The sequence below is a fragment of the Streptacidiphilus sp. EB103A genome, from assembly GCF_041261405.1.
In the GTDB taxonomy this organism is placed as follows: Bacteria; Actinomycetota; Actinomycetes; order Streptomycetales; family Streptomycetaceae; genus Streptacidiphilus.
The window spans coordinates 260,560-286,363 of sequence record NZ_JBGCAQ010000004.1 but is presented as its reverse complement, the minus strand read 5'-3'; the positions used below and the strand labels follow the sequence as shown (position 1 = coordinate 286,363).

At 71.0% G+C, this 25,804-nt stretch carries 26 protein-coding genes; 14 read left to right on the top strand and 12 right to left on the bottom strand.

Annotated elements, in window-relative coordinates; all coding sequences use genetic code 11:
• Positions 1-17: 17 nt before the first annotated feature.
• From ABH941_RS08560 to ABH941_RS08545, 4 genes are all read right to left on the bottom strand, one after another.
• Positions 18-260: a helix-turn-helix domain-containing protein gene (locus ABH941_RS08560; protein ID WP_370128153.1), complete on the bottom strand. Its 243-nt coding sequence runs from the start codon at positions 258-260 to the stop codon at positions 18-20.
• A 119-nt stretch (positions 261-379) separates the two neighbouring features.
• Complete coding sequence (locus ABH941_RS08555; protein WP_370128015.1) at positions 380-1,162, bottom strand: hypothetical protein; 783 nt, start codon at positions 1,160-1,162, stop codon at positions 380-382.
• 170 nt (positions 1,163-1,332) lie between these two features.
• Positions 1,333-2,016: a Rieske (2Fe-2S) protein gene (locus ABH941_RS08550; protein WP_370128014.1), complete on the bottom strand. Its 684-nt coding sequence runs from the start codon at positions 2,014-2,016 to the stop codon at positions 1,333-1,335.
• Positions 2,016-2,603, bottom strand: coding sequence for an RNA polymerase sigma factor (locus ABH941_RS08545; protein ID WP_370128013.1), 588 nt, complete (start codon positions 2,601-2,603; stop codon positions 2,016-2,018). The genes ABH941_RS08550 and ABH941_RS08545 overlap by 1 nt, the downstream gene beginning before the upstream one ends.
• Before the next feature lie 230 nt (positions 2,604-2,833).
• Here ABH941_RS08545 and ABH941_RS08540 point away from each other — a divergent pair, with 230 nt between their 5' ends.
• The 5 genes from ABH941_RS08540 (at position 2,834) to pntB (ending at position 7,992) form a co-directional block, all read left to right on the top strand.
• A complete protein-coding gene (locus ABH941_RS08540; protein ID WP_370128012.1) occupies positions 2,834-3,322 on the top strand; it encodes a cupredoxin family copper-binding protein in 489 nt (162 codons plus the stop codon).
• A complete protein-coding gene (locus ABH941_RS08535) occupies positions 3,319-4,257 on the top strand; it encodes a metallophosphoesterase (RefSeq protein ID WP_370128011.1) in 939 nt (312 codons plus the stop codon). The genes ABH941_RS08540 and ABH941_RS08535 overlap by 4 nt, the downstream gene beginning before the upstream one ends.
• Entirely contained in the window at positions 4,254-4,667 is a 414-nt protein-coding gene (locus tag ABH941_RS08530) for a hypothetical protein (protein WP_370128010.1), read from the top strand. Before ABH941_RS08535 ends, ABH941_RS08530 begins: the two co-directional genes overlap by 4 nt.
• A gap of 330 nt (positions 4,668-4,997) precedes the next feature.
• Positions 4,998-6,551: a Re/Si-specific NAD(P)(+) transhydrogenase subunit alpha gene (locus ABH941_RS08525; protein WP_370128009.1), complete on the top strand. Its 1,554-nt coding sequence runs from the start codon at positions 4,998-5,000 to the stop codon at positions 6,549-6,551.
• A 1-nt stretch (position 6,552) separates the two neighbouring features.
• Positions 6,553-7,992 carry a Re/Si-specific NAD(P)(+) transhydrogenase subunit beta gene (gene pntB / locus ABH941_RS08520; RefSeq protein ID WP_370128008.1) on the top strand — a complete coding sequence of 480 codons (1,440 nt, stop codon included), beginning with the start codon at positions 6,553-6,555 and terminating at the stop codon, positions 7,990-7,992.
• A gap of 93 nt (positions 7,993-8,085) precedes the next feature.
• Here the strand turns inward: pntB and ABH941_RS08515 are convergent, their stop codons facing one another.
• The 4 genes from ABH941_RS08515 to ABH941_RS08500 are packed head-to-tail and all read right to left on the bottom strand — an operon-like array spanning position 8,086 to position 12,912.
• A complete protein-coding gene (locus tag ABH941_RS08515) occupies positions 8,086-9,012 on the bottom strand; it encodes an alpha/beta hydrolase fold domain-containing protein (protein ID WP_370128007.1) in 927 nt (308 codons plus the stop codon).
• 14 nt (positions 9,013-9,026) lie between these two features.
• Positions 9,027-10,727 carry a class I adenylate-forming enzyme family protein gene (locus tag ABH941_RS08510; RefSeq protein ID WP_370128006.1) on the bottom strand — a complete coding sequence of 567 codons (1,701 nt, stop codon included), beginning with the start codon at positions 10,725-10,727 and terminating at the stop codon, positions 9,027-9,029.
• Between the two features lie 10 nt (positions 10,728-10,737).
• Positions 10,738-11,916, bottom strand: a complete 1,179-nt coding sequence (locus ABH941_RS08505) for a MaoC family dehydratase N-terminal domain-containing protein (RefSeq protein ID WP_370128005.1) — start codon at positions 11,914-11,916, stop codon at positions 10,738-10,740.
• A gap of 12 nt (positions 11,917-11,928) precedes the next feature.
• Positions 11,929-12,912: an MDR family oxidoreductase gene (locus ABH941_RS08500; protein WP_370128004.1), complete on the bottom strand. Its 984-nt coding sequence runs from the start codon at positions 12,910-12,912 to the stop codon at positions 11,929-11,931.
• Between the two features lie 453 nt (positions 12,913-13,365).
• Here ABH941_RS08500 and ABH941_RS08495 point away from each other — a divergent pair, with 453 nt between their 5' ends.
• The 4 genes from ABH941_RS08495 to ABH941_RS08480 are packed head-to-tail and all read left to right on the top strand — an operon-like array spanning position 13,366 to position 17,243.
• Positions 13,366-15,840, top strand: coding sequence for a nitrate- and nitrite sensing domain-containing protein (locus tag ABH941_RS08495; RefSeq protein WP_370128003.1), 2,475 nt, complete (start codon positions 13,366-13,368; stop codon positions 15,838-15,840).
• Positions 15,837-16,271, top strand: coding sequence for a roadblock/LC7 domain-containing protein (locus tag ABH941_RS08490; protein WP_370128002.1), 435 nt, complete (start codon positions 15,837-15,839; stop codon positions 16,269-16,271). The genes ABH941_RS08495 and ABH941_RS08490 overlap by 4 nt, the downstream gene beginning before the upstream one ends.
• Entirely contained in the window at positions 16,268-16,657 is a 390-nt protein-coding gene (locus ABH941_RS08485; RefSeq protein ID WP_370128001.1) for a DUF742 domain-containing protein, read from the top strand. Before ABH941_RS08490 ends, ABH941_RS08485 begins: the two co-directional genes overlap by 4 nt.
• Entirely contained in the window at positions 16,638-17,243 is a 606-nt protein-coding gene (locus ABH941_RS08480) for an ATP/GTP-binding protein (RefSeq protein ID WP_370128000.1), read from the top strand. The genes ABH941_RS08485 and ABH941_RS08480 overlap by 20 nt, the downstream gene beginning before the upstream one ends.
• Before the next feature lie 15 nt (positions 17,244-17,258).
• On the opposite strand, the gene ABH941_RS08475 is transcribed toward ABH941_RS08480, so the two are convergent.
• Positions 17,259-19,349: a SpoIIE family protein phosphatase gene (locus tag ABH941_RS08475; protein ID WP_370127999.1), complete on the bottom strand. Its 2,091-nt coding sequence runs from the start codon at positions 19,347-19,349 to the stop codon at positions 17,259-17,261.
• A 67-nt stretch (positions 19,350-19,416) separates the two neighbouring features.
• Complete coding sequence (locus ABH941_RS08470) at positions 19,417-20,622, bottom strand: CdaR family transcriptional regulator (protein ID WP_370127998.1); 1,206 nt, start codon at positions 20,620-20,622, stop codon at positions 19,417-19,419.
• Positions 20,623-20,833: 211 nt separating this feature from the next.
• Here ABH941_RS08470 and ABH941_RS08465 point away from each other — a divergent pair, with 211 nt between their 5' ends.
• The 4 genes from ABH941_RS08465 to ABH941_RS08450 are packed head-to-tail and all read left to right on the top strand — an operon-like array spanning position 20,834 to position 24,598.
• On the top strand, positions 20,834-21,757 hold the full coding sequence (locus tag ABH941_RS08465; RefSeq protein WP_370127997.1) for a substrate-binding periplasmic protein: 924 nt from the start codon (positions 20,834-20,836) through the stop codon (positions 21,755-21,757).
• An 11-nt stretch (positions 21,758-21,768) separates the two neighbouring features.
• Complete coding sequence (locus ABH941_RS08460; RefSeq protein WP_370127996.1) at positions 21,769-22,512, top strand: amino acid ABC transporter permease; 744 nt, start codon at positions 21,769-21,771, stop codon at positions 22,510-22,512.
• Entirely contained in the window at positions 22,509-23,336 is an 828-nt protein-coding gene (locus ABH941_RS08455; RefSeq protein ID WP_370127995.1) for an amino acid ABC transporter ATP-binding protein, read from the top strand. The genes ABH941_RS08460 and ABH941_RS08455 overlap by 4 nt, the downstream gene beginning before the upstream one ends.
• On the top strand, positions 23,333-24,598 hold the full coding sequence (locus tag ABH941_RS08450) for an NAD(P)/FAD-dependent oxidoreductase (RefSeq protein WP_370127994.1): 1,266 nt from the start codon (positions 23,333-23,335) through the stop codon (positions 24,596-24,598). Before ABH941_RS08455 ends, ABH941_RS08450 begins: the two co-directional genes overlap by 4 nt.
• Before the next feature lie 14 nt (positions 24,599-24,612).
• Here the strand turns inward: ABH941_RS08450 and ABH941_RS08445 are convergent, their stop codons facing one another.
• Both ABH941_RS08445 and ABH941_RS08440 read right to left on the bottom strand, forming a co-directional pair.
• Positions 24,613-24,885: a DUF4190 domain-containing protein gene (locus ABH941_RS08445; protein ID WP_370127993.1), complete on the bottom strand. Its 273-nt coding sequence runs from the start codon at positions 24,883-24,885 to the stop codon at positions 24,613-24,615.
• Positions 24,886-24,888: 3 nt separating this feature from the next.
• Positions 24,889-25,062: a hypothetical protein gene (locus ABH941_RS08440; RefSeq protein ID WP_370127992.1), complete on the bottom strand. Its 174-nt coding sequence runs from the start codon at positions 25,060-25,062 to the stop codon at positions 24,889-24,891.
• A 107-nt stretch (positions 25,063-25,169) separates the two neighbouring features.
• Here ABH941_RS08440 and ABH941_RS08435 point away from each other — a divergent pair, with 107 nt between their 5' ends.
• Positions 25,170-25,796, top strand: a complete 627-nt coding sequence (locus ABH941_RS08435; protein ID WP_370127991.1) for a TetR family transcriptional regulator — start codon at positions 25,170-25,172, stop codon at positions 25,794-25,796.
• Positions 25,797-25,804: the final 8 nt, after the last annotated feature.

Sequence of the window (25,804 nt, the reverse complement as noted above, 5' to 3'; positions counted from 1 at the left end):
GGGGAGGGACGGCACCGTCACCGGTCGATCCGGCGCAGGGCGCGGTGCCGCTCGCGGCAGTCACGGGGCGATTCGCCGTAGGCACTGCGGAACGCACGGCTGAACGCCTGTGGATACCTGAAGCCCCAGCGTGCGGCGACCGCTTCGATCGACTGCCCGTCCAGCAGGGGTTCGGCCAGGTCCCGGCGGCACCGCTCCAGTCGGCGCCGCCGGATCCAGGCGGAGACCGACTCGCCGTGGCGCTGGAAGGCGAGCTGCAGGGAGTACGGTCAGACCCAGCAGGACCGTGGTGTGCAGGAGTTGCTGGAGCCAGTCCGTGCGGGTGCTGGTCCGGGCGACTGGTTCGAGGATCTGCGCGGTGACGAGGGATTTGGCAGGACTATTTCAGGACGCCGACCGCACGTGCGATGACCAGGGCCAGGGTCAGCAGTGAGATGGTCGACTGCAGGGACATCAGCAGCTTCGCCCAGCGGGACAGCGGCATGGTGTCGGTGGGGCTGAAGGACGTGGCGTTGGTCAGTGCGACATAGAGGTAGTCCACGTACTGCGGCTCCCAGTCCTTGCGCGCGATGCCCTCCTGCTGCATCTGCGGGAAGAGGAAGTCCGGGTGTTGATGCGTGCCCAGGGCGCGGGCGGCCGGGCCGCCGCGGTCCCACTCCCAGTACCAGAGACTGAACGCGATGATGTTGGTCAGCCAGATGCCGCCGCCGGTCATCAGCAGCGCCACGGCATTGGAGCCCTCGGTGCCCTGCAGCAGGTCCCGCACCAGCAGGACGGCGGACCAACCGTTGGCGAGGCTGACCGCGGCGGCAAGCAGTAGTCCCAGTACACGCAGCAGGCGGGAGCTGTGCGAGATGCGCTGGTGCGGATGAGCGATCCAGAGTGCCACCAGCATGGCCATTTCCAGCACCGGCAGCAGCCAGTGCGGATGGATGCTGAGGCGGTCCGGCAGCGCCCACTGCACCCAGATCGCCATCAGGAGCGCCACCATCACGGCCCAGCGCTGTTCGCCCCGGGTGTGCCGCTGCCAGGCGGGGCGCTCGGGCTCGGGTGTCTGCTCGTCGGGGGCCAGCAGCGCCTCGATGCGCTCAAGACGGCTGTGCACCAGCTCCGTCCAGTACTCGCGGTCGGTCGGTGGTCCGGGGGCGGTGTCATGGGTCATGCGCCCATTGTGTCCAGGTGACTTTCGCTCTCGGTCCCCGGGGCAACCGTCGGCTGGCCCTGCTTGGTGGCCGGCCAATCAGGCTAGGGACGCCTGCGGCGGTGGCTGTGGGACCACGGGGGACAACTGGCTCGACGGAGTGGTACTGCGGTACCACTCGCCCGTCGTGTCTAGGTTCGGGCCGGGGCGTAGATCTGGATGTCGTTGCCCTGCACGCGGACTGGAAGCCGGGGGAGCGCGGGCAGGGGATGGCTGTTGTGAGGGTGGGTCAGGGGTTCGCCGGCCAGGGTGAACGTCGCTCCGTGGCAGGGGCAGGCCAGTTGGTCCTGTGGGGGTGTCAGGCGCAGTCGGCACCCCTGGTGGGTGCAGATGCCCGAGACGGCCTGCACCCGTCCGGAGACGCGCCGCAGGAACCCGGTGACGGTGCCGAGGTCGAAGGGGAGTGTGGTGCCCTCGGACAGTTCGGTGGCGGTGACCACGGTCTGCCAACTGCCCGTGGTGGGGGTCAGTTCGGACTCGGCCGGGGTGGAAGCAGGAGACTGCGTCAGGGCGTAGCCGGCGGCGCCGGCGGCCGCTGACGCGGTTACCGCGGTGGCGGTCAGAAACCAGCGGCGTTCCATGGCCCAGCGGCTCGACGGGCGGGGTGGCACGGGGCGGTGGGCGGCGGCCTGGGCGGCGAGGCGGCGGCGCAGGTCCTCGACGAAGGCCTCGCGCGGGTGCTGGGCGTCGGGTCCGGTGGCGGCCAGTTCGATGGCGGTGCGTGCGACGGCCAGGTCCTCCTCATCGGGGGCGAAGGACTTGGGGCGGCGCCGGCGCAGCAGACCGTCCACGTAGCGGTCGATCGGACGCTTCATCACGCTTCCCCTTCCTGGTCGAGTCCTGCTGCTTTGCGCAGGGCGCGGTGTTGCAGCACTTTCGCGTTGGCGACGCTCACCCCGAGTTCGGCGGCGGCGCCCCTGATCGAGTAGCCCCGGAGGAACCGCAGGGTGAGGATCATGCGGTGGCGTTCGGACAGCGCGGACAGGAGCGTGGTGACCCGCTCCGGGGTCTGTCCCGGGTCCTCGGTGCGGGCGGGCGCGGCGAAGTCGTCCAGGTCGACCTGGTCCAGGTCGATCTCGGTGACCTGGTGGCCCAGGGTGTTGCGCCAGTGCCGGGCCAGGACGGTCCGCGCGGTCGCCAGCAGATAGGAGCGGACCTCGCCGATGCTCGCGGTGGTGCGCAGCGGGCCCATGGCATCCAGGAAGACCTGGGAGGTGAGGTCCTCGGCGTCGGGACGGTTGCCGACCTTGGCGAACATCTGCCGGTAGATGCGCCCGACGTTGTCGCTGTAGATCGCGTCCCAGTCCGCGTACGCGGCGGTCGGCAGCACGGTGGGCCTTGAGTTCTCGCTCGGCCGGTCCGGCTCGGCGCGGGGCCGCTCACCGGGAGAGGCCGCGTGCACGGGAAGCCTCCGAACTCCGGCCAGCCGCGCTCGAATCCACATGGTCACGGTTCATCGTAGGGGCGCCGTCACTTCCGCTCCGACTCGCAGGGTCTGTTGCTGTCGTAGGGGGATAGCACTCCGGGTTACACCGCCGCCGTGTAACCCCGCTGCTATCTCCAGATGACTACGCGGGACGCCGGCTGCACCCCGGCTTTGGGCGCCCCGCCTGGACTACTGAAGCGAGAGTCATGAGCCTGCACCTTCGACCACTCCTGGGCGTGGCAGCCCTGAGCACGAGCCTGCTGCTGACCGCCTGTGGCAGCCCCTCCCACCCTGCCGCGGCAATCAGTCCCGGCGTCAGCCAGTCGCTGGCCGGAACGCCCGGGTCCACCGCCACCGGCCCGGTCCCGGCGCCTTCCACGATGCCCGGCATGACCATGAGCGGATCCGCCGCGGCTGTTCCGGCCGCTCCGGTGGCCGGCGACGCGGTGGTGACCATCAAGGGCTTCGCGTTCAGCCCCGCCGCGCTGGTCGTCAAGGCGGGTGCCACCGTCACCTGGACCAACCAGGACACCGACACCCACACCGTGACCAGTCAGGGCTCCGGCGGCCCGCTGACGTCGGCGGCGCTGAGCACGGGGCAGAGCTACTCCTACCGGTTCACCACCCCGGGGACCTACGCGTACCTGTGCACCATCCACCCGTTCATGACCGCGACAGTGACGGTGACCAAGTGAGCGAGACCCCCGACTCCGAGCACGGCATGAGTCGTCGTCAACTCATCCGGCACGCAGGCTGGTTCGGCTCCGCCGTGGTCCTGACCGTGGCCGGCGGCGAGGTCGTCAGCCATATCGCCCACGACCAGGACGGCGCCGCCGCAGTGGGTGCCGGCGCCCTGCGCTTCGTCCAGGTCTCCGACAGCCACATCGGCTTCCACGGCCCCGCGAACACCGACGTGACCGCCTCGTTCGGCGAGGCGCTGAACCAGATCGACACCCTGGGATTCCGTCCCGACTTCGTCATGCACACCGGCGACCTGACGCACCTGTCGACCCCGGCCCAGTTCGACCAGGTGCGGCAGATGCTCGCCGGGGTGCGCACCGACCGGGTGTTCACTGTTCCGGGGGAGCACGACTCGGTCGGCGACGCGGGACGCGCCTACCGCCAGCGGTTCGGCACCGGAACCAGCGGCGACGGCTGGTACTCCTTCGACACCCACGGGGTGCACTTCATCGCGCTGGTCAACACGCTGAGCCTGGAGAAGCTCGGTCACCTGGGCCAGGACCAGATCGACTTCGTCCGCAGGGACGTCGCGGGGCTGAAGTCCGACACCCCGGTCGTGGTGTTCAGCCACATTCCGCTGTTCGCCATGTACCCGGCGTGGGGGTGGAGCACGGACGACGCCCTGCAGGTCCTGGCCCTGCTCAGCCGTTTCTCCTCGGTCACCTGCCTCAACGGCCATGTGCACCAGTTGTTCAGCAGGACCGAGGGCAACGTCACCTTCCACTCCGCCACCACCACCGCCTACCCCCTGCCCGCTCCCGGCCACGGTCCCGCACCCACACCGCAGGTGCTGCCCGCCGGGCGGCTCGGATCCGCCCTCGGCATCCGAACCGTGACCTACCGTCAGGGCGTCCAGGCCCTCGCCGTGAACGACCGGAGGCTGGGATGAGCGACCGGCCCCCGGTGGATGTGGCGTTCCGCATCCCGATCGCCGCCACGCTGGCAGTCAGCGGGTACATCCACGCCCAGCTCTACATCACCGGATACCGCTCCATCCACGTGATCGGCGTGTTGTTCCTGATCCAGGCCGGGGTCTCCTTCGCGCTCGCCGTCCTGCTGCCGTTCGGCGGCCCGCTGACGCTGCGGATCGCCGCCGCCGGGGCCGCCGCCGGCGCACTGGGCGGATTCGCCGCCTCGCGCACGATCGGCGTCTTCGGCTTCACCGAACGCGGCCTGCAGCCCTCCCCGCAGTCGCTGATCAGCGTCCTGGCCGAGGCCGCGACGCTGCTCCTGCTGGTGCCGACGCTGGTACACGTCCTGCGCGGCCTCCGGGACCGGGAGTCAGTCCTCGTGGAGTGAGAGGGTTCGTCCCGGGAAGATGCCGACCTCTTCCCGGGCCCGAGCGATCTCCCGGTTGCCTCGTCGACAACTACTGCCTGCTCGGTCCGACCCTCGCTGCGCTGACGGCGGCAGAAACGTGGACGAGTCTGCTAGTCGCCGCGCCGAGGGCAGTACACCGGTCGACAGGAGTGCTCATCAATCCAGTCATGCTCTACTCATGCTCCACTGATCCGCTACTCTTCGCGCCTGAACAAGGTCTGGCACCGGCCCGGGACACCGGGCCGGTGCCAGACCTTCGCCGTATCCCCGTTCGCACCCAGAGGTTCATGTTCCAAAGGAGTCCTTCCCATGCTCATAGGAGTGACCCGCGAGCCCGTCGGCGAGACCCGCGTGGCCGCGACACCCGCGACCGTTCGCCAGCTCATCGCCCTCGGCTACGACCTGGTGATCGAGGCCGGAGCCGGTGAGCTCTCCGCCTTCACCGACGCGAGCTACAAGGACGCCGGGGCCACCATCGGCAGCGCGGAGGACGCCTGGGACGCGGACGTCGTCCTGCGGGTCAACGGCCCCTCGCCCGACGACGTCGGCAGGCCCAAGGACGGCGCGTACCTGGTCTCGACACTGGCCCCGGCACTCAACCCCGAACTGGTGGACGCCCTGGCCGAACGGGACATCACCGTGCTGGCCATGGACGCTGTGCCGCGCATCAGCCGCGCCCAGTCCCTGGACGTCCTGTCGAGCATGGCCAACATCGCCGGCTACCGGGCGGTGGTCGAGACCGCCCACGAGTTCGGCCGCTTCTTCACCGGCCAGGTGACCGCGGCCGGCAAGGTGCCGCCGGCGAAGGTGCTGGTCGCCGGCGCGGGCGTGGCCGGCCTGGCGGCGATCGGCGCGGCCTCCAGCCTCGGCGCGATCGTGCGCGCCACCGACCCGCGCCCCGAGGTCGCCGACCAGGTGAAATCGCTGGGCGGCGAGTTCCTTCCGGTGGTCGTCGAGGAGCAGGCCGAGCAGGGCGGCGACGGCTACGCCAAGGCCACCTCGGACCGCTACAACGAGGCCGCCGCCAAGCTCTACTCCGACCAGGCCGCCGATGTCGACATCATCATCACCACCGCGCTCATCCCCGGGCGCCTGGCGCCCAGGCTGATCACGGCCGCCGACGTCGCCTCGATGAAGGCCGGGTCGGTGATCGTCGACATGGCGGCCGGCATGGGCGGCAACGTCGAGGGCAGCGTCGCGGGAAAGAAGATCGTCACCGACAACGGCGTGACCGTCCTCGGCTACACCGACCTGGCCGGCCGGCTGCCCACCCAGGCCAGCCAGTTGTACGGCACCAACCTGGTGAACCTGCTCAAGCTGCTCACCCCGGGCAAGGACGGCCAGGTCGTCCTGGACCTGGACGACGTGGTCCAGCGTGGCATCACGGTCGTGCGCGCCACCGGGACCGGACGCGGCGAGAAGCTCTGGCCCCCACCGCCGGTCCAGGTCAGCGCGGCCCCCGCGGCGGCCGTGGCGGTGCAGGTCAAGCCGGAGAAGCCGGTGAAGCAGCCATTGTCGGCCGCCGCGAGGCTCGCGCTGGTGCTCACCGCGATCGCCCTGCTCTGGCTGGTGATCGCGTTCGCCCCGGCGCCCATCCCGCAGGACTTCACCGTCCTCACCCTGGCGATCGTCATCGGCTACTACGTCATCGGCAAGGTCCACCACGCGCTGCACACCCCTCTGATGAGCGTCACCAACGCCATCTCCGGGGTCATCGTCGTCGGCGCGCTGGTCCAGGTCGGGCTCGGGGTGCACTCGATCCAGGCGCTGGCCGGGGTCGCGACCCTGCTCGCCTCCATCAACATCTTCGGCGGCTTCGCGGTGACCCGCCGCATGCTCGCCATGTTCAGCAAGGGGAACTGACGTGTCCGCAGCCTCGATCGCCACAGCGGCGTACCTTGTCGCCGCCCTGCTCTTCATCCTCTCCCTCGCCGGCCTGAGCAAGCACGAGACGGCCCGGCAGGGCTGGACCTACGGCGTGGTCGGCATGGTCGTCGCCCTCGCCGCCACCATCGTCCTGACCGTGCACGACAGTTCGGTGCGCGGCACCACCCTGCTGGTGCTCGGCGGCGCGGTCGTGATCGGCGGTGCCATCGGTCTGTGGCGGGCCCGCATCGTGCAGATGACCGGCATGCCCGAACTCATCGCCCTGCTCCACTCGTTCGTCGGCCTCGCCGCCGTGTTGGTCGGCTGGGCCTCCTACATCGAGGTGGAACGCAACGGCCTCGGCGGCTTCACCGGCTCCCTGCTGCACATCCACCACGCCGAGGTCCTCATCGGCATCTTCATCGGCGCGGTCACCTTCACCGGCTCGATCGTCGCCAACCTGAAGCTGAGCGCGAGGATCAAGTCGGCCCCGCTGGTGCTGCCCGGGAAGAACATCCTCAACCTGGTCGCGCTGCTCGCCTTCGCGGCCCTGACCGTCCTCTTCGTGGTCCACCCCGGCCTGTGGCCGATCATCGCCGTGACCGCGATCGCGCTGCTCTTCGGCTGGCACCTGGTCGCCTCGATCGGCGGCGGCGACATGCCGGTCGTGGTCTCGATGCTCAACAGCTACTCCGGCTGGGCGGCCGCCGCCAGCGGCTTCCTGCTCAACAACGACCTGCTCATCGTCACCGGCGCGCTGGTCGGCTCCTCGGGCGCCTACCTGTCCTACATCATGTGCGCGGCGATGAACCGCTCCTTCTTCTCCGTCATCGCCGGGGGCTTCGGCATCGAGGCGCCCAAGGGCACCGACGACGGCGAGCAGGGCGTGCACCGGGAGACCTCCGCCGAGGAGACCGCCGAACTGCTGGCCGGCGCCGCCCGGGTGGTGATCACGCCCGGCTACGGCATGGCGGTGGCCCAGGCGCAGTACCCCGTCGCCGAGCTGACCCGGCTGCTGCGCGAGCGGGGCGTCGACGTGCGGTTCGGCATCCACCCGGTCGCCGGCCGGCTGCCGGGCCATATGAACGTGCTGCTGGCCGAGGCGAAGCTGCCCTACGACATCGTGCTGGAGATGGACGAGATCAACGACGACTTCGCGGACACCGACGTCGTCCTGGTCATCGGCGCCAACGACACGGTCAACCCGGCCGCCTACGAGGACCCGGACAGCCCGATCGCCGGGATGCCGGTGCTGCGGGTGTGGGAGGCCGCCAACGTCGTCGTCTTCAAGCGCTCGATGGCCAGCGGCTACGCCGGGGTGCAGAACCCGCTCTTCTTCCGCGAGAACGCCGCCATGCTCTTCGGCGACGCCAAGACCATGGTCGACGAGATCGTGGGCGCGCTGGCAGCGGTGCGTCCCGTACCCGCCTTCGCCTAGTCGGCCGGGCGCGGGTTACCGGGTCGGGGTGGGACTGTCGGCGAAATGCGGCAGAACCATCCCGACCTGTGCGTCCACGTCCACGTCGTTGCGTCAGACCGCCTTGCCCTGGGCGGCCAGTTGAATCTGAGCGGCGATCAGGGCGTAGACCTCGCGGGCCTTCCGGTCGTCCCTGACGTCGTAGCCGTGGTCGGCTCCGGTCACGTCGTGGAGTTCGACCAGTGCCTTGGCGGTACGGAGCCGCTCGGCGTAGCGCTCCGCCTCGCCACGGAGGAGGTCGAACTGCGCCGTGATGACCAGCGCCGGGGCTATCCCGGTGAGGTCGGCGGTGTCCGCCGGATTCCCGGGGGAGACCAGCCGGTCGGTCCGGTCCTGCGGATCCGGGACGTAGGAGCTGTTGAACATCTCGGCCATCCAGGGCCGCAGTTCTGACCCCTTGATCGGGATGCCCTTGTCCTTGAAGCCGGTGACGAGGTCGAGCGGTGGGTAGTGCAGGACCTGGAGCGCGATGGCGGGGCCGCCCTGCTCCAGGGCCTGGCGCGCCACGGCCGCGGCGAGGCCGCCGCCGGCGCTCTGGCCGCCGATGGAGAGCCGGGTACCGTCCCAGCCGTTCTCGGCGCCGTGCTCGGCCACCCACCGCACCACCTCGAAGGCCTGGTGGGGTGGTTCGGGGAACTTGTGCTGCGGAGCGACGACATAGTCCACATTCACCACAACGACTCCCGCCTCGGCGGCCAGGTACCGGCAGAGCGGGTCGTCGAGCTCCGTCATCGACAGGACGAAGCCGCCGCCGTGGAAGTTGACGTGCACCGCGGGCGGGTCGTCGCCGTTCGCGGGTGCCGCGGGCGAGTACACCACGGCCCGCGCGGGGCCGACCGACGTCGGGATGGATATCTCGCGCGTCTTCCGCGGGAACTCCGGGAAGCGCACCGGCGAGCTGCGGCGCTCGCTCAGGAGGACAAGACGCTGAAAGCCCTTCGCGGCCAGGGCGGCGACCGCGGGCCTTGCCAGAACGGACATACGGCTCCCTCTGCCTACTTGTTCAGTCGCTCCGCGGCCAGTTGCCGGAGATCGCTGGACTTGATCTTCGCATTGCCGGTGAGCGCGATCTCTTCCTCACGGAAGAACAGCACATGGCGGGGCACCTTGTAGCTCGCCAGCCGCTCCCGCAGGAAGGTGCGGATCGCCTCGGCCTGCAGGCCGGCACCCTCGTGCGGCACGATACACGCGACGACTACCTCGCCGAGTGTCTCGTGCGGGACGCCGACGGTCTGTGCGACCTTGACGCCGGGAAAGCCCGCCAGCGCCTCGTCCACCTCCAGCGGTGAGACGTTCGCGCCGCCGGTCTTGATGATGTCGGTGAGCCGGCCCTCCCAGTGGAGCCGTCCGACGTCGTCCAGATACCCGCCGTCCCCGGTGCGGAAGAAGCCCTCGGTGTCGAGCGTCTCGTCCAGTGGCGTGCCGAGGTAGCCCAGCATCAGGGTGGGGCCCTTGACGCAGATCTCGCCGCGTTCGCGCCGGGGGACGACGGCGCCGGTGAGCGGGTCGACGATCCTGACGGTCACCCCTGGCAGCGCCTCGCCGCTGCTGCCCCCGTGCACCTCGGGCGGGGTGTCGGCCGGGAAGCTGGTGGTGATCGTGAAGGTCTCGGTGTTGCCGTAGGCGTGGCCGGGCTCGAACCACTTGGCCGACACGGTGGGGTGGCCCGCGATCGGGGTGTTGAAGTCCACGAAGCGCATACTGCTCAGATCCACCTGGGCCCACGGGGTCGCGCCTTCGAGCTGCGCCCACTGGTGCGGCCAGGCGAACGGGAAGTTCACCCGTTCCGCCTGCATCAGCTCCAGGGCTTCGGCGGCGTCGAAGGTGGTCTGCAGCACCACGGCGCCGCCGGCGGCGAGGGTGGCGCCGAGGGCCATGGCGAAGTTGCCGGACCAGAACAGGCCGTTGGCCGTCCAGCAGCGGACCCGGTCCTGCGGACCGAAGCCGTACATCCGCCGGCAGCGCCACATCTGGATGGCGACGCCTCGGTGCGCGCTCAGGATTCCCTTCGGCCTGCTGGTGGAGCCGGACGAGAAGAAGAGCACGGCCGGATCGCTGGGCTGCACCGCCGCAGCCGTCGCCTCGACCAACTCGCGCGGCTCCTGCCGACCGCGCGTCAGGAACACCTCCCAGGGGTCCACAGCGCCGTCCGGGACAGGTTCCCCGAGCACGGCGAGGCGGCGAAGGAAGGGGAACCGCAGCGACTGGAGCGTGCCGGGTGCGGCGGCCTTGCCGATCTCGGGCTCCAACTCTGTCAGCACGGCGGCGAAGTCCTTCTTCAGCACCTTCCGCTCGAACAGCAGCACCGAGACGCCGGAGGACTGCAGCATGTAGTCCAGCTCGGGCGGGGTCGAGAAGGTGCTGAGGGTGACCGCCACACCCCCGGCGAGCAGGGTGCCGAACACCGCCGCGACCCATTCCGGGCGGTTGGTCATCAGGACGCCCACCCGGCCGCCACGTCCCAGGCCGCCCGCGCGCAGCGCGCGGGCCACCTCGATCGAGCGCTCCCACAGCTCGGCGTAGGTCCAGCGGTTGACGCCGTCGGCCGTGCGCAGCACCAGCGCCTCGCGCTCGCCGTAGAGCGACGTCACCTCGCGCAGGAAACCGGGCAGCGTCAGCGCCCCGAGGCCCGGTTCGGAGCTGAGCGGCGGGCCCGACACCAGCGAGAGGGGTGGTCCAGGAGATTCGGTGCCCATCGCCTACCTCCTAGAGCGGCAGCTCGACCTCGGCCGTGCAGTCCACCACCACGTCGCCGTTCTGGTTGGTGAGCCGCAGTTTCACCTGGACCAGCGGGACACCCCAGGCCGACTCCTGCTCCTTGCCGACCACCTCGGCGTCGAAGTAGGTGGCGTCGCCCTCGAAGGCGGGCCCGCGGAAGCTGGACTTGGAGTGGCGCACCATGCCGTCGTGGCCGGCCCAGTAGGCCAGGTAGTCGGTGCACCAGGCACCCATGGTGGCACCGTAGCCGTAGGCCCGCGCCATGCCGACCTGGCCGGCCTTCGCGGCGTCGATATGGCCGCGGGAGGGGCCGACGTACAGTCCGTCGCGCTTGCGCGGGTCGATCCTGGCGTCCTCCTCGTCGAAGGCGAACCCCTCCGTCCAGCCCGGGTCCTGGTAGACCCAGGGGTCGTCGACCCCGGGCGGCGAGACCCAGCGGAAGGTGCCCCAGATGTTGAAGACGAAGGCGCGGTACTCGGTGGTGAAGCTGGCGATGCTGTGCGGGCCGAGCACCCGGCGCGGTAGTCGGTCGCCGACCTTCACCTCGTCGAAGCGCGGTGAGACGCCCGTCCGGTTGGACATCAGCCAGTCGCGGCGCAGCTGCTCCAGCTCGACCAGCTCGGCCTCGGTCCACTGCTTCACGGCGCCGAGCTGGCTCTCGTACATGCCGCGCTTCTCGGCCTCGGCGGAGAGGTAGCGGATCGCGGTCGACCGCTCGCGCGCCACCAGGGTGCCGTGCTGGTTGGTGTGGGTGGTGTCGCCGCGGGCGAACATGGTGGGGCCGGCGAACTTGGTCTCCGTCACCTTGTAGTCGTGGAACCGGCGTTCCTGGAACAGCTGGTCGCCCACCCGTACCGGGCAGCCGTAGAACCACCACTCCTCGCCGCCGAAGATCAGGTGGCTGTTCGGGATGTGGCCGACGCAGGCGGGCGCGGCCCCGTGCCCGTAGTCCAGGCCGACCGCGACCGACTGCGGCGCGATGAGCCCGCCGAACTTCGAGTTGCGGGCGAACTCCTCGTCCCAGTGCAGCGGGTTGGGGTAGTCCATCGCCATCACCCAGCGGCGGATGTCGGTGGAGCTGCACGGGTCCCACAGCTGCCCGCCGCCGACCGGCTTGCCCACGCGGTGGTCGACGTCGGAGAGGTCGAGCTCGACAGGCTTGCTCACAGGTGCTCCTGACTAACGGTTGACGTCGACGACGATGCGGCCCCGCACCTTGCCGTCCATGAGTTGACCCGCCGCCGCGACGACCTCGCCCAGGGCGACCTCCTGGGCGATCACTTCGAGCGCGACGGCGTCCAGATCGCGTGACAGGCGGTCCCAGGCGGCCCGGCGCGGTTTGGTCGGCGCCATCACGCTGTCGATGCCCAGCAGGGACACGCCGCGCAGGATGAACGGGGCGACCGACGCGGGGAAGTCCATCCCCTGGGCCAGGCCGCAGGCGGCGACCGCGCCGCCGTAGCGGGTCTGGGCGCAGGCGTTCGCCAGCGTGTGGCTGCCCACGGCGTCGACCACGCCCGCCCAGCGGTCCTTCTGCAACGGCTTTCCGGCGGTGGCGAGTTCGGCCCGGTCCAGTACGGTGGTGGCGCCAAGCTGCTGGAGGTACTCCGCCTCAGCGGCCTTCCCGGTCGCCGCGGCCACCGTGAAGCCGGCTGCCGCCAGCAGCGCGATCGCGACGCTGCCGACGCCGCCGGTTGCCCCGGTCACCAGGATCTCACCCTGGTCCGGACGGACCCCGTGGCCGAGCAGAGCTTCCACGCACAGGCTCGCGGTGTAGCCCGCGGTGCCGATCGCCATCGCCTGCCGGGTGGTGAAGTTGGCGGGGAGGGGCACCAGCCAGTCCCCGTTGAGGCGGGCGCGCTGGGCCAGTCCGCCCCAGTGGGTCTCGCCGACGCCCCAGCCGTTGAGCACGACGCGGTCGCCCTGCTTCCAGTCCGCGTGGGTGCTCGCGGTGACCACGCCGGCCAGGTCGATGCCGGGCACCATCGGGAACCGGCGTACCACGGGGGACGCGCCGGTGAGGGCGAGGCCGTCCTTGTAATTAAGCGTCGAATAGGCGACGTCGATGCTGACGTCGCCATCGGGAAGCTCGGCCTCGGCCAGGTTCGCGAGCGTGGCCGACTGCCCCGCCTCGCCCTTCTCGATCAGAATTGCCGAAAACATTCGGAGAGTCTGTCCCTTCTCGGCATCGCGCGTGGTAAGAGCAGTCTCGGTCCTGGAGAGTCCGGGTATCCGGATGATCTTCACAGCCGTGCGCGACTCACATCTGTGGCAGCGGTTCCTCCCGCCGGGAGCCTGATCGCCAGCCAGGTGGTGAGGTCAGCATGTGCCCGGATGCACGGAGTAGCGCAATCTCCATATCAAGAATCCCATTCTCTACAGCGAGCATGATGCTTCCACAGGCAACGATGGGCGTCAACCCACGTGGAACGAAGGCGCTACCGAAGTGATCGATGCCGATCGGATAACAAACCGTATGGAAAAGGGTTGAGCTACTAGTAGGCTCCCCTGGCACGGCGCGGACCCCAATCGGAGTAGTCCGCCATTGCTGACATGCCGGGGACTTCTGTGGCACTCCATGCAAGAGCGGCGACACAACAGGCCGAAGGGGATTCGATGGACGGGGAGGGAACCGGCACCGACGCACCGGCGCGGACGGCGGCGCGGGTCAGGCCCAGACGGCAGCTCTCGCTCCGGTCGGTCCTGCTCGTGCTGGCCGTGGTGCCCACCATCGCGGTCGTCGCGCTGTGGGCGATGAACGCGGTGCAGCTGTACGACAACTGGCACACCGCCAACGAGCAGAACACGGCGGGCAAGTCCGGCGCCGTCCCGATCGTCGCGGTCTTCTACAACCTGCAGTCGGAGCGGCAGTTGAGCGCCGCGGCGATCGCGAACCCCGGCGCCTACCGGAGTCAGCTGACCAAGCAGCGTCAGGCGACCGACGCATCCATCGCCAGCCTGCAGGCCATGGCCGGGTCCAGCCCCGGCGGCATGGTCGGGAACTTCCTGGCGGCCACCCCGGGCGTGGGTGAACTGCCCGGCTACCGGGCCGCCATGGACAAGGGCAGCGCCGGTCAGCAGCAGACCTACGACAACTACACCGGCGTCATCGCCGAGGACCTGCAGCTGTTCAACAGCTACTTCAATGTGAACGTCTCCAACCTGGTCTCGCTCGGGCGCCCGGTGCTGCCTGCTCAGTGGGGCCTGGAGATGATCTCGCGGGAGAACGCGATCTTCACCGCGGGGACCGTGAGCGGCCACCTCACCAGCAGCCAGCGCCTGCAGATCTCCCAGCTGATCGGCGCGGAGCAGTACCTCTACCAGAACCAGGTCATCCCGCTGATGCCCGCGCAGTACGCCCAGATGTACCAGGGTGTGCTGGCAGGCTCCGCCTGGAAGCAGAAGACCGCGGTCGAGAACGCCGTCCTGTCCGCCCCGACCGACGGCAACGGTCATTCCGCCGTCTCCTCGCAGGCCGGCAAGGAGTGGCAGCAGGCCACCGGCGCGCTGGTACCCCAGCTGAACCAGCTGGGCACCACCTACGGCGGCGGGATCATCGCCGTGTCCGCCAGCCGTCTCGACGACCTGCTGTCGACGCTGATCACCAACACCGCCGTCGGCGCCGGCGCGGTGCTCCTGGTGATAGGGATCTCGATCAGGCTCACCCTGGTGCTGCGCCGCCGGATCTTCGCGCTCCGCAACGCCGCCAGCGACCTGCAGACCCGGCTGCCCGAGCTGGTGGACCGGCTGGGGCGCGGCGAGACGGTCGACCTGGACGCCGAGCTGCCCGAGATCGACCACGGCAGCGACGAACTCGGCGCCCTCGGCCAGGCGCTCAACCAGGCCAGGACCACCTCCCTGGAGACGGCCGTACGACAGGCCGAGCAGTACCGCGGCTTCGAGCGGCTACTGCAACGCATCGCCCGGCGCACCCAGTTGCTGATCGGCATGCAGATGAAACGGCTCGGCGAGATGGAGCGGCGGCACGAGGACGCCGAGGTCCTGGAAGGCCTCTTCGACCTCGACCACCTGGCCGCCCGGCTACGGCGCTACGAGGAGAACCTGGTGATCCTGGGCGGTGGACAGCCACAACGGCGTTGGCGCAAGCCGGTACTGCTCCTCGACGTCCTGCGTTCCGCGCAGGGCGAGGTGCAGGACTACCGCCGGATCCGCATCGAGACCGAGGGCCAGACGCTGCTGTCCGAGCGTGCCGTCGGCCCGATGGTGCACGTGCTGGCGGAGCTGATGGAGAACGCGGTCACCTTCTCCAAGCCGCCCTCCCCGGTGGAGGTGTCCGCCGCGCGGGTGGGACGCGGTCTCGCGATCGAGATCGAGGACCGCGGCATGGGCATGGACCCCGAGCAGTACGCCGAGGCCAACCAGCTGATGGTGGCTCCGCCCCGGATGGACGTGATCTCCCGGGCCGACGACGCCCGCCTCGGCCTGTACGTCGTCGCCCGGCTCGCGGCCAACCTCGGCCTCAAGGTGGAGCTGCGGCCCTCCTCCTTCGGCGGCACCCGGGTGGTGGTGCTCATTCCGCCGGAGCTGATCGCCAAGGACCCGGTCCAGGAGGTGCCGAACGGCTACGCGCCGGCTCCGCCGCAGCTCTCCGTGATCGAGGACCCCGGATCGGAGGCCGCGGGTTCCGACTACTCGGACTACCCGGACGACCCGTACGCCGCACCCCGATCCGGCGGCTTCGGCGAACCCGCCGGTCCGCACGCGTACCCCGCGGAGCAGCAGGAGGTGTTCGCCCGTCCGCTGATCGGCCCCTGGATCGCGCCGTCCGCCCCGGCGGCCGCGGCACCCGCGCCGCCGCCGCGGCTGGAGCCGCTGCCCAAGCGGGTACGCCAGGCAAGTCTGGCCGCCGGGCTCCAGGAGCCCCCGCCCCGGTACGACGACGGACCCTACGCCGCTCCCTCCGCGCAGCCGCTGCCCCGCAGGGGAGGCGAACCGCGCCGGTCCGGGGCCGCCGTCGGCGCCTTCCAGCGCCAGTCCCGGCTGGCCCGGCTCGCCAACGACCCCGACCACCACTCCAACCACCACCCCTCACCGGGTCACGACCGCACCCGGAAGGAAGACGGAAGATGACACAGCGCACCACGGCCACCAACGAGGACCTCGACTGGTTGCTCGACCGGTTGGTCGACCAGGTTCCGGGCACCAGGAACGCCATCGTGCTGTCCGACGACGGACTGGTCGTCAGCCAGTCCGCCAGCGTCGCCCGCGCCGACGCCGAGCGCCTGGCCGCCATCGCCACCGGCCAGCAGAGCCTGGCCCGCGGGGTCGGCGAAGTGTTCGGCGGGGGACCGGTCCAACAGGTCATCGTCGAGCTCGCCGACCTCTGGCTCTTCATCAGCTCGGCCGGCCGGGGCACCCACCTGGCGGTGGTGGCCGGCCAGGAGGTGGACGCCGAAGTGATGGCCGTGGCCATGCACACCCTGGTCCTACAGGTCGGGCAGCGACTGGGCACCGAGGTGCGCGTCGTCGGCATGAATGCGGAGGGCGGTGGACGTGGGTGAACCACTGGACGGAGGATTCCGACGACCAGGACCCGGAGCAGACCCTGGTCCGTCCCTACACGATCACCCATGGGCGCACCACCTCGGCGCGGGACGACCTCACGCTGATCACCGTGATCGCCACCGTGCCCTGGCCGGCCGAACAGCCGGTCACCCGCGGGCTGCAACCCGAGCACCGGCTGATCCTGCAGCAGTGCAGCAGGCCGGTGGCGCTGGCCGAGGTGGCTGCCGGGCTGAACCTGCCGGTGGCGATCACCAAGATCCTCATCGCGGACCTGATCGAGCTCGGCGGAGTGACGGCGCGGCCGCCGCTGGCGATCGCGGTGGGTGCAGGTCCTGACATGAACCTTCTTCAGGCGGTGAGAGATGGCCTACTCAGACTCTGACAACCGGGACTTCCGCACCGGGGCGGAAGCCCCCGCAGCGGTGAAGATCCTGATCGCCGGCGGTTTCGGCGTGGGCAAGACCACCATGGTCGGCGCGGTGAGCGAGGTGGCGCCGCTGCGCACCGAGGAGCACCTCACGGTCGCGGGCGTCGGGGTTGACGACATCGGCGGGGTGGAGCAGAAGACCACCACGACGGTGGCCCTGGACTTCGGCCGGATCACCGTCAGCCCCCAGCTGGTGGTGTACCTCTTCGGCACCCCGGGCCAGGAGCGCTTCTGGTTCATGTGGAACGACCTGGTGCACGGCGCCCTCGGCGCGGTGGTGCTGACCGACACCCGGCGGCTGGAGAGCAGCTTCGGCTCCATCGACTTCTTCGAGAACCGAGGCATTCCCTTCGTCGTCGGCGTCAACTGCTTCGACGGCCGCCAGGACCGCACCCTCCCGGAGATCCGGGACGCGCTCGACCTGGACCCGAGGGTGCCCATCCTGATGGGCGACCTGCGTCGGCGCGACGTCAGCCGCGACCTGCTGCTGGCGCTGGTCGAGCATCTGATGACGGAACAGCGGGTGGTCGCGACGCCCTGATGGCCCGAGTACCGGTCAGTCCAGCGACTGTTCGGTCCAGATGGTCTTGCCGACCGCGGTGTGCCGGGTGCCCCAGCTGGTGGTGAGCTGGGCGACCAGCAGCAGGCCCCGGCCGCCCTCGTCGTAGATCCTGGCCCGGCGCAGGTGCGGGGAGGTGGAGTTGCCGTCGGAGACCTCGCAGATCAGCGAGCGGTCGTGGATCAGGCGCAGCCGGAACGGTTCGGAGCCGTAGCGGATCGCGTTGGTGACCAGCTCGCTGACGACGAGTTCGGTGACGAAGCCGGCCTCGGACAGCCCCCAGGCGTCGAGCTGGTCGGTGGCGAGCCGGCGGACCTCGGCGACGCGGGCGAAGTCCGAGGTCAGCTCCCAGTCCCGGACGTGCACGGCGTCCAGCGCCCTGGTGCGGGCCAGCACCAGGGCGACGTCGTCGGCGGGGTGCTCCGGCAGCAGCGCGGTGAGCACCCGGTCGCAGCGGTCCTCCAACGAGTCCGCCGAGGAGTCGACCAGCGGTTCGGCCAGCACCTCGCGCAGCCGGGCGACCCCGAGGTCGGGGTCGTGCTCGCCGGACTCGATCAGCCCGTCCGAGAAGGCCGCGACCAGGGTGCCCACCGGCAGTTCCAGCTCGGTCGACTCGAAGGGCAGCCCGCCCACGCCCAGCACCGGGCCGGCGGTGAGCTCGACCACCTGGGTGGTGCCGTCCGGCAGCAGCAGGACCGGCGGCGGATGGCCGGCGCTGGCCACCGTCAGGATCCGGGAGACCGGGTCATAGACCGCGTACAGGCAGGTCGCGCCGATCCCGCCGGCGCCGGAGCGGGGGCGGTCGCCCCTCTCGTCCTCGCTGCCCAGCCGCAGCACCAGGTCGTCCAGATGGGCCAGCAGCTCGTCCGGCGGGAGGTCGACGTCGGCCAGGGTCTGCACCGCGGTGCGCAGCCGGCCCATCGTCGCGGACGCGTGGATGCCGTGGCCGACCACGTCGCCGACCACCAGGGCGACCCTGGCGCCGGAGAGCGGGATGACGTCGAACCAGTCGCCGCCGATGCCGGCCAGCGAGTCGGTCGGCAGGTAGCGGCTGGCCACCTCCACCGCCGACAGCTCGGACGGTCCCTGCGGCAGCAGGCTCTCCTGCAGGGTGAGCGCGGTGATGCGCTCCCGGGTGAAGCGGCGGGCGTTGTCGACGCAGACGGCGGCGCGGCTGGCGAGCTCCTTGGCCAGGGCGAAGTCGTCGTTGTTGAAGGGGTCGGGACGGGTGCGCAGCAGGACGGCGACCCCGAGCGCGGTGTCGCGGGCGATCAGCGGCACCGCCAGCAGTGAGGTGACGGTGAAGCCGCTGATCCGCTCCGCCCGGGCCGGGACGCCGGCCATCCAGCGGTCGAAGTCCGGGTCGCCGCTGCCGCTGAACACCGCCTGCCGGGAGCGCAGCGCCCGGGCCGGTGGGGAGTAGGGCGGATAGGTGTCGGCGGCGCCGAGGCCGATGACCGCCTCCGGGGTGCCCGACACCGTCGACAGATGTGCCATCCGGCGCAGCACCACGGTGGTCTCCGGCGGGCCGGCGGCCGGCTCCTCGCCGTTCAGCACCGCTTCGAGCAGGTCGACGCTGACGAAGTCGGCGAACCGCGGGATGACCAGCTCGGCCAGCTCCTGCGCGGTCCGGCCCAGGTCCAGGGTGGTCCCGATGGACACCGCCGCCTCGTCCAGCACGGCCAGGCGCTGCCGGGCCCAGTGCTGCTCGCTGCTGTCGAAGCCGGCCATCCCGACCGCGCAGACTGCTCCGGACGTGTCGCGGATCGGCCAGAGCTCCAGGTTCCAGGCGTGCTCGCGGATGCCGGAGGGCGCCCGGGTGAAGCTCTCGTAGTGAAAGGGCTTCCCGGTCGCGGCCACCTCGCGCAGCGCCCGCACGGTCCCCAGGTAGTCCACGTCCTCGGGGACTCCGTAGGGGAAGATCTGGCCGAGCAGGGCGTCCTCGGCGACTCCCATGACCTCGCAGGCCACCTGGTTGAGCCGCAGATAGCGCTGCTCGATGTCGAAGACCGACAGCGACATCGAGGCCTGCCGGAACGCCCGCTCCACCAGCGCGCGCTCGAACTCGCCCCCGGCCTCGGCGTCCATACGATCAGCCTGCGCCCGCCCCCCTGCGCCGACAACTCGGCGGCGGCCATCCAGTCGGACCGTGCAGTCAATCGCCGGCGCCGCGTGGGGCGTCGAGTCGGTCGGCGAGGCAGGCGAGGTAGAGGGCCAGCGCGGTCGGCGCGTCGCGCAGGGTGCGGCCGGTGAGCTGCTCGATCTTGTTCATGCGGTAGACGACGGTGTTGCGGTGGATGTGCAGGGCCTCGGCGGTGCGGACGAGGTTGAAACCGCTCTCGCACCATGCGGTGACGGTGGCGCGGAGAACCGGCCAGTCCGGTTGGGTGCTCAGGTCGGCGGCGGCGCGGGCGAGCAGCCGGGCGCGGGCGGGCCGGCCCGCCGAGGCGAGCAGCTGGGGGACCCGGAGGTCGGTGATGAGGTGCACGACGCCGGGCCCGGGCGTCAGGCGAACGCCCAGGTCGAGGGCGTCGCGGGCGTCCTGGTAGGAGTCGTGCAGGCCGTCGGCCGAGGTGGCGGGTTCGCCGATGCCGACGCGGGCGGCCAGGCCGTCCTGGGCGGCGATGACGTCGGCGAGCCGGCGGCAGGCCTTCCGCAGCGAGTCGACCGACGCTCGGGCGGTCGGCCGGTGGAGCACGCAGATCCAGCCGGGGGACGGGCTCGCGACGATGTCCTGCGGGTCGGCGAAGACCTCGCGCACGGTGCGGAGGAGTTCCGAGCGGCCCGGCGCCACGTCCCGGGCGGGGCCGCCCCGCGGTCGGGCCGGCGGCGACCCGGATTGCGGCAGGGACACCTCGATGACCACCGCGATCCGGCGCAGGCGCAGGTCGAAGCCCAGTCCGGCGGCGCGGGCCGTGATGAACTCGCTCTCCACGACCTGCGGGTCGTACGAGGCGATGTCGGCGAGCACCTTCTCGGCCGCGCGTTCCGCGAGCAGACGGGAACGCAGCATCACCGATTCGCGGAGCAGGATCTCCGTCTGGCGTTTCACCAGCAGCCCGAAGCGGCCCACCTGGCGCGGGGTGCCGGTGATCCCGACCGTGCCCACCGCGCGTCCGTCCATGACCAGCGGCAGGGTGACCCCGGGGCGCACCCCGCGCAGCTCCTGGGCCTGCAAAGCGGTGTGCGCGGCAGCCTCCTGAGTGCGGATCACCTCGACCGACGCCTCGTGGAAGGACCCGACCCTGCGGGTGTCGCCACTGCCGATGACGGTGCCCGTGTCGTCGGTGATGAGCACGTTGAATCCGATGACCGCGGAGGTGTCCCCGGCGATCTCCTGCGCGAGTGAGGGGCTCAGCACGACCTGCCTCCCGCCGAATGGGTGGTACGCACCGTACAGTGCGTGGCCGGTCCGCGGCGGCAAGTCGGTACGGAGCGACCAGTGACGGGGCCTCGCGGCGGCCGTACCGTTACGCCCCATATCTCCCGCCGCAGGCACAGCGCGGTGAACGGCGGGCCCCAGCAGTTCCGACTTCACTCCCGATACGGAAGGCCCGAAGCCGATGACCCGTATGCGTTCCGTTCTCGCCGCCCTCCCCGCACTGCTCCTGCTGCTGACCGCTTGCGGTTCCGGCGGCGGCAGTGCCCCCAAGAACGTCTCCGCCTCGACCGCCGCGCTCGGCACCATCACGCCGGGCGTGCTGAAGGTGGCCGTCGAGCCGTACGCCCCCTACACCACCGTGAAGGACGGGAAGATCGTCGGACTGGACGGCGACATCATCAACTACGCAGCCGCGAAGCTCGGGTTGGCGGTCCAGCCCGATGTGACGGACTTCGCCGGCATGCTCGCCGGGGTGCAGTCCCGCCGGGACGACATCACCGTCGGCGGGATCGCCTGGACCGCGGACCGGCAGAAGCAGGGCCTGTTCACCGACCCGCCGTACTACTCGCCCCCGGCGATGGCGGTCCGCTCCGGGACGTACACCACCGTCGACGACCTGCAGGGCCGGAGCCTGGGCACGGTGACCGGCTATGTGTGGGTCAAGTCCATCCAGTCCGTGCCCGGCGCCACCCTGCACGCCTACCCCAACGCCAACGGGGTCTTCGACGACCTCGGCGCCGGCCGCATCGACGTCGGCTTCCTGGACCCGCTGCTCATCATCGCCGCTCAGCAGGCCCGGCCGGACCTGAAGATCAGAACCGAGTACCTGACGCCGCCGACCGCCGCGCAGGTCGCGGCCAAGCCCGCCTACGCCTACTTCCGCCCCTACCAGACGGGCTTCTACCTGCCCAAGCAGGACACCGCACTGGAACAGTCCGTCTCCGCTCAGATCGACGCGATGTACAAGAACGGCGAGCTGGCCGCACTCATCAGGAAATGGGGCGGCGATCCGCAGCAGTTCCTGGTCCCGGCCTCCGACGTCGCCACCGCCCGCAGGGGCGTGGACCGGCCCGCCGACTGGATACCGCCGTCCATCGCGACGACCGCGAAGTGAGGGCCGACGAGATGACCCTCGCCTCCTCCCTGATCCAGGTCCCCTGGTCCGACTACCGGTCCGACCTGCTGCACGCCCTGCTGCGGACGCTGTCCTACACGGCGGTGAGCTTCGTCGGCGCCGTCGTCCTCGGCCTGGTCGTGGCGCTGCTGCGGCTCGGCCGCCCCTGGCCGCTGCGGGTTCTGGCCGCCGTCTACACCGAGGTGTTCAAGAACGTCCCGCTGCTCGCCATCATCTTCCTGGCCTACTTCGGTCTGGCCTCGGCGGGCATCAGGCTGGACGTCTTCTCGGCCGGCTGCCTGAGCCTGGTCGTCTTCTACGCGGCCTACCTCTCGGAGACCTTCCGGGCGGCGATCAGCGGGGTGCACCAGGGCCAGACCGAGGCCGCCGAGGCGCTCGGGCTCGGGCGGGTCAGCACCTTCACCCATGTGGTGTTCCCGCAGGCACTGCGCCTGGCGCTGCCCGGGACCAACACCATGCTGGTCGACCTGCTGAAGTCCACCTCGCTGCTGGTCACCATCTCGGCCGCCGAGCTGATGTCGGAGGGCCAGCTCATCGCCTCGGCCACGTTCCGGGCGCTGGAGGTGTACCTGGTGATCTCGGCCGGCTACTTCGCGGTCTGCTACCCGCTGTCGCAGCTGCTGCTCGTCCTCGAACGCAAGGTGCGGGCCGGTGTCCCGCTCTCCCCGCAGCGGCGACGGCGGCTGCGAACCGCCCGCCAACTGCTCGACCGGAAAGAGGAGGTGACGGTATGACCGATCCGGTCACCGCCGGCGCCGTGGCCGACGTGTCGCCCGAGAACGCCGACGCCGTCGTGGTGCGGATCAGCGGCCTCAGCAAGGCCTTCGACGGCCGCACCGTGCTCGACGACGTGGGACTGGAGGTCGGGCGCAGCCGGATCGTCAGCGTCATCGGGCAGAGCGGCGGCGGCAAGACGACCCTGCTGCGCTGCGTCAATCTGCTCGAACGGCCGGACAGCGGCACGGTCGAGATCGCCGGGGAGGCAGTGCACCGAGACGGCCGGACGGTCTGCCGCGACCTGGCCCGGTTGCGCCGGACCGTCGGCATGGTCTTCCAGCGGTTCCACCTCTTCCCGCACCTCACGGCTGTCGAGAACGTCGTCCTCGCGCAGCGCAAGGCCGGTGTGCCCGAACGGGAGGCCCTGGAGCGGGCCGTGGCGCTGCTGCGCCGGGTCGGACTGGCCCACCGCGGGCTCGCCCACCCCGAGCAGATGTCCGGTGGTGAGCAGCAGCGGGTCGCCATCGCCCGGGCGCTCGCGCTGAAGCCGGAGGTGCTGCTCTTCGACGAGCCCACCTCGTCCCTGGATCCCGAGTCCACCCGCGAGGTGCTGCGCGTCATGCGCGAACTCGCCGCCGACGGAATGACGATGATGCTGGTCACCCATGAACTCCCGTTCGCCCGCGAGGTTTCCGACCAGGTCGTCTTCGTCGACGGCGGCCGGATCGTGGAGCAGGGCACCCCGGACGAGGTCCTCGGCAACCCCTCCCAGGCACGCACCCGGGCGTTCCTGACCTCGTACGCAAGCGACGCAGGCAACGGAAGCGGGGCCGGCCGGTGACCGCACCCGTGGTGGTGATCGGCGGCGGTGTCGTCGGGCTGTGCACGGCGTACTACCTGGCCGAAGCGGGCCTCGCCGTGGAGGTCGTCGAGCGGCGCGGGATCGCGTCCGGGGCCTCGCGGGGCAACGCGGGATGGGTGTGCCTCAGCCACTCCACCCCGGTGCCGGCGCCGGGCGTGCTGCGCTACGTCCTGAAGTCGCTGGGGCGGCCCGACTCCCCGCTCTACCTGCGGCCGTTGCCGGATCCGGCGTTCGCTCGGTGGCTGTGGCGGTTCTGGCGCAGCAGCACACCGGCCGCCTTCCGGCGCGGGTACGCGGCGATCGCGGAGCTGAACCGCGACACCTTCGAGCTCTTCGACGGGCTCGGCGAAGCCGGGATCGACACCACGCTCAGCCGTCCGGGCATGGTGCACGCCTTCCTCTCCGCCACCGAGGCCCGGCACCACCTCGCCGTGCAGCGGGAGATGGCGGAAGGCCGCTACCCGCTGCCGGACGACGTCACCACCGGCGCGGCGGCGCACCGGCTGGACGGCGCGCTGTCGCCCCGGGTACGGGCCGCCTATCTCGTCGAGGGGGAGGGCGTGGTCGACCCGGAGGCGTTCTCCCGTGCCCTCGGCGGCGCGCTGACCGCTGCCGGGGTGAAGATCCACGAGAACTCCGAGGCCACCGGGTTCCGCTACGCCGGGGACCGGGTGATCGGGCTGCGTACCGAGCAGGGCGAGATCCCGTGCTCGGCCGTGGTCGTCGCGGCCGGAATGCGCTCGCCCGCGCTGCTGCGCGAACTGCGGCACGCCCTGCCGCTCCAGGCCGGCAAGGGCTACAGCTTCTCGGTCGACCTGGAACCGGCGCCGCGGCACACCCTCTACTTCGGGGAGCGCAGGACCGTCGCCTCACCCATCGGCGGGACCACGCGGATCGCCGGCACGATGGAGCTGAGCGGCAACAACAACCGCCTCGACTGGCGCCGCATCGTGGCTGTGGCCCGGGCCAGCCGCCACTACCTCGGCCCGTGGTTCGAGGACCCCGACGACCTGGTGGCCCTCATCCGGGACCCCTGGGTCGGCGGTCGGCCCTTCCTCCCGGACGGCCTGCCCGTCATCGACCGCGTCCCCGGCCATGACAACGCCTACGCGGCCACCGGCCACGGCATGCTCGGCGTCACCCTCGGCCCGGTCACCGGCCGCCGCCTCGCCGACTTCATCCTCACCGGCCGCCGACCCGGGTCCCTCGCGCCTTTCGGCCTGGCGCGGCTGCAGCGCTGAGCGGTCCGACCGGGTCAGATGCCCAGGTACAGGGTGACCCCGCCCGGGTGGGTGGCGATCAGGGCGCCGAGCACGAGCAGGTCCGCGACGCCGAGGGCGAGGCCGATCAGGGCGCGGGTGCGGCGCTCGGTCCCGCGCACCAGGGAGACGACGGCGAGGACGATGGCGAGCGGGCCCAGGACGAAGTTGAAGATGAACAGGCCGAGGAGCCCGACGATGAACGACGCGACCGCGGTGTCGTTGCCCTCGGCGCGGTTGCGGCTGCGGGTGAGCTGGGAGGTGGCCATGGGTCAGCCCTCCTGGGCGGTGCGTCGGCGGGCCCGGGCGATCCGCTCGCGGACCGCGAAGGCGATCAGCCAGCCGCCGACGAAGACGGCGGCGAGAGCCTGGAAGGAGGGGCTGAGGTAGGAGGAGGCGCCCCAGAGCAGGGAGCTGAGGGCGAGGAGACCGATGAGGAGTGCCATGGGGCTTCCGTTCGCGGCAGTTGAGAGTACATCTGTTCACTGACTTCCATCAGGTTACTCGCACCCCGCGGTCGCCAGGTCCGGAGAACAGTTGTTTACTGTATGACGTGAGCCACACTCTCGGGGTCCGGCAGGCCCAGAAGCAGCAGACCCGGCAGTCCCTCCTGGACGCCGGGCTGCGCCTGCTCGAACACCAGAGCCTGAGCAGCGTCGGCCTGCGCGAGGTCACCCGCGAGGCCGGCATCACGCCCAGCGCCTTCTACCGGCACTTCCGCGACCTGGACGAGCTGGGCGTGGCGCTGGTGGACGAGTCCTTCGGCAGCCTGCGCGAGATGGTCAGGGCGATCCGTTCGGACCGGGCCCCCGCGGACGAGGTGATCGACCGCACCGTCGGCGTGATCGCCGAGTACGTGGGCCGGCACCGCGCGCACTTCCGCTTCCTGGCCCGGGAGCGCCACGGCGGCGTGCAGCCGGTGCGCGACGCGGTCGACGCCCGCTTCCGGCAGTTCGCCGACGACCTGGCCGGCGACCTGGCCGCGCAGCCGGAGTCCGAGGGCTGGGACCCGGCGGACGTCAGGATGCTGGCCGACCTCTATGTCGACCACGCCGTCACCACCGCCGCCGCCCTGCTGGAGGCGGACGGCGACGCGGCCGCCGAGCAGCGCATCGCCGCCACCGCCCGCCGCCAGCTGCGGCTCATCAGTCTGGGACGCAGGCACTGGCTTCAGGGCTAGCAGGGGTG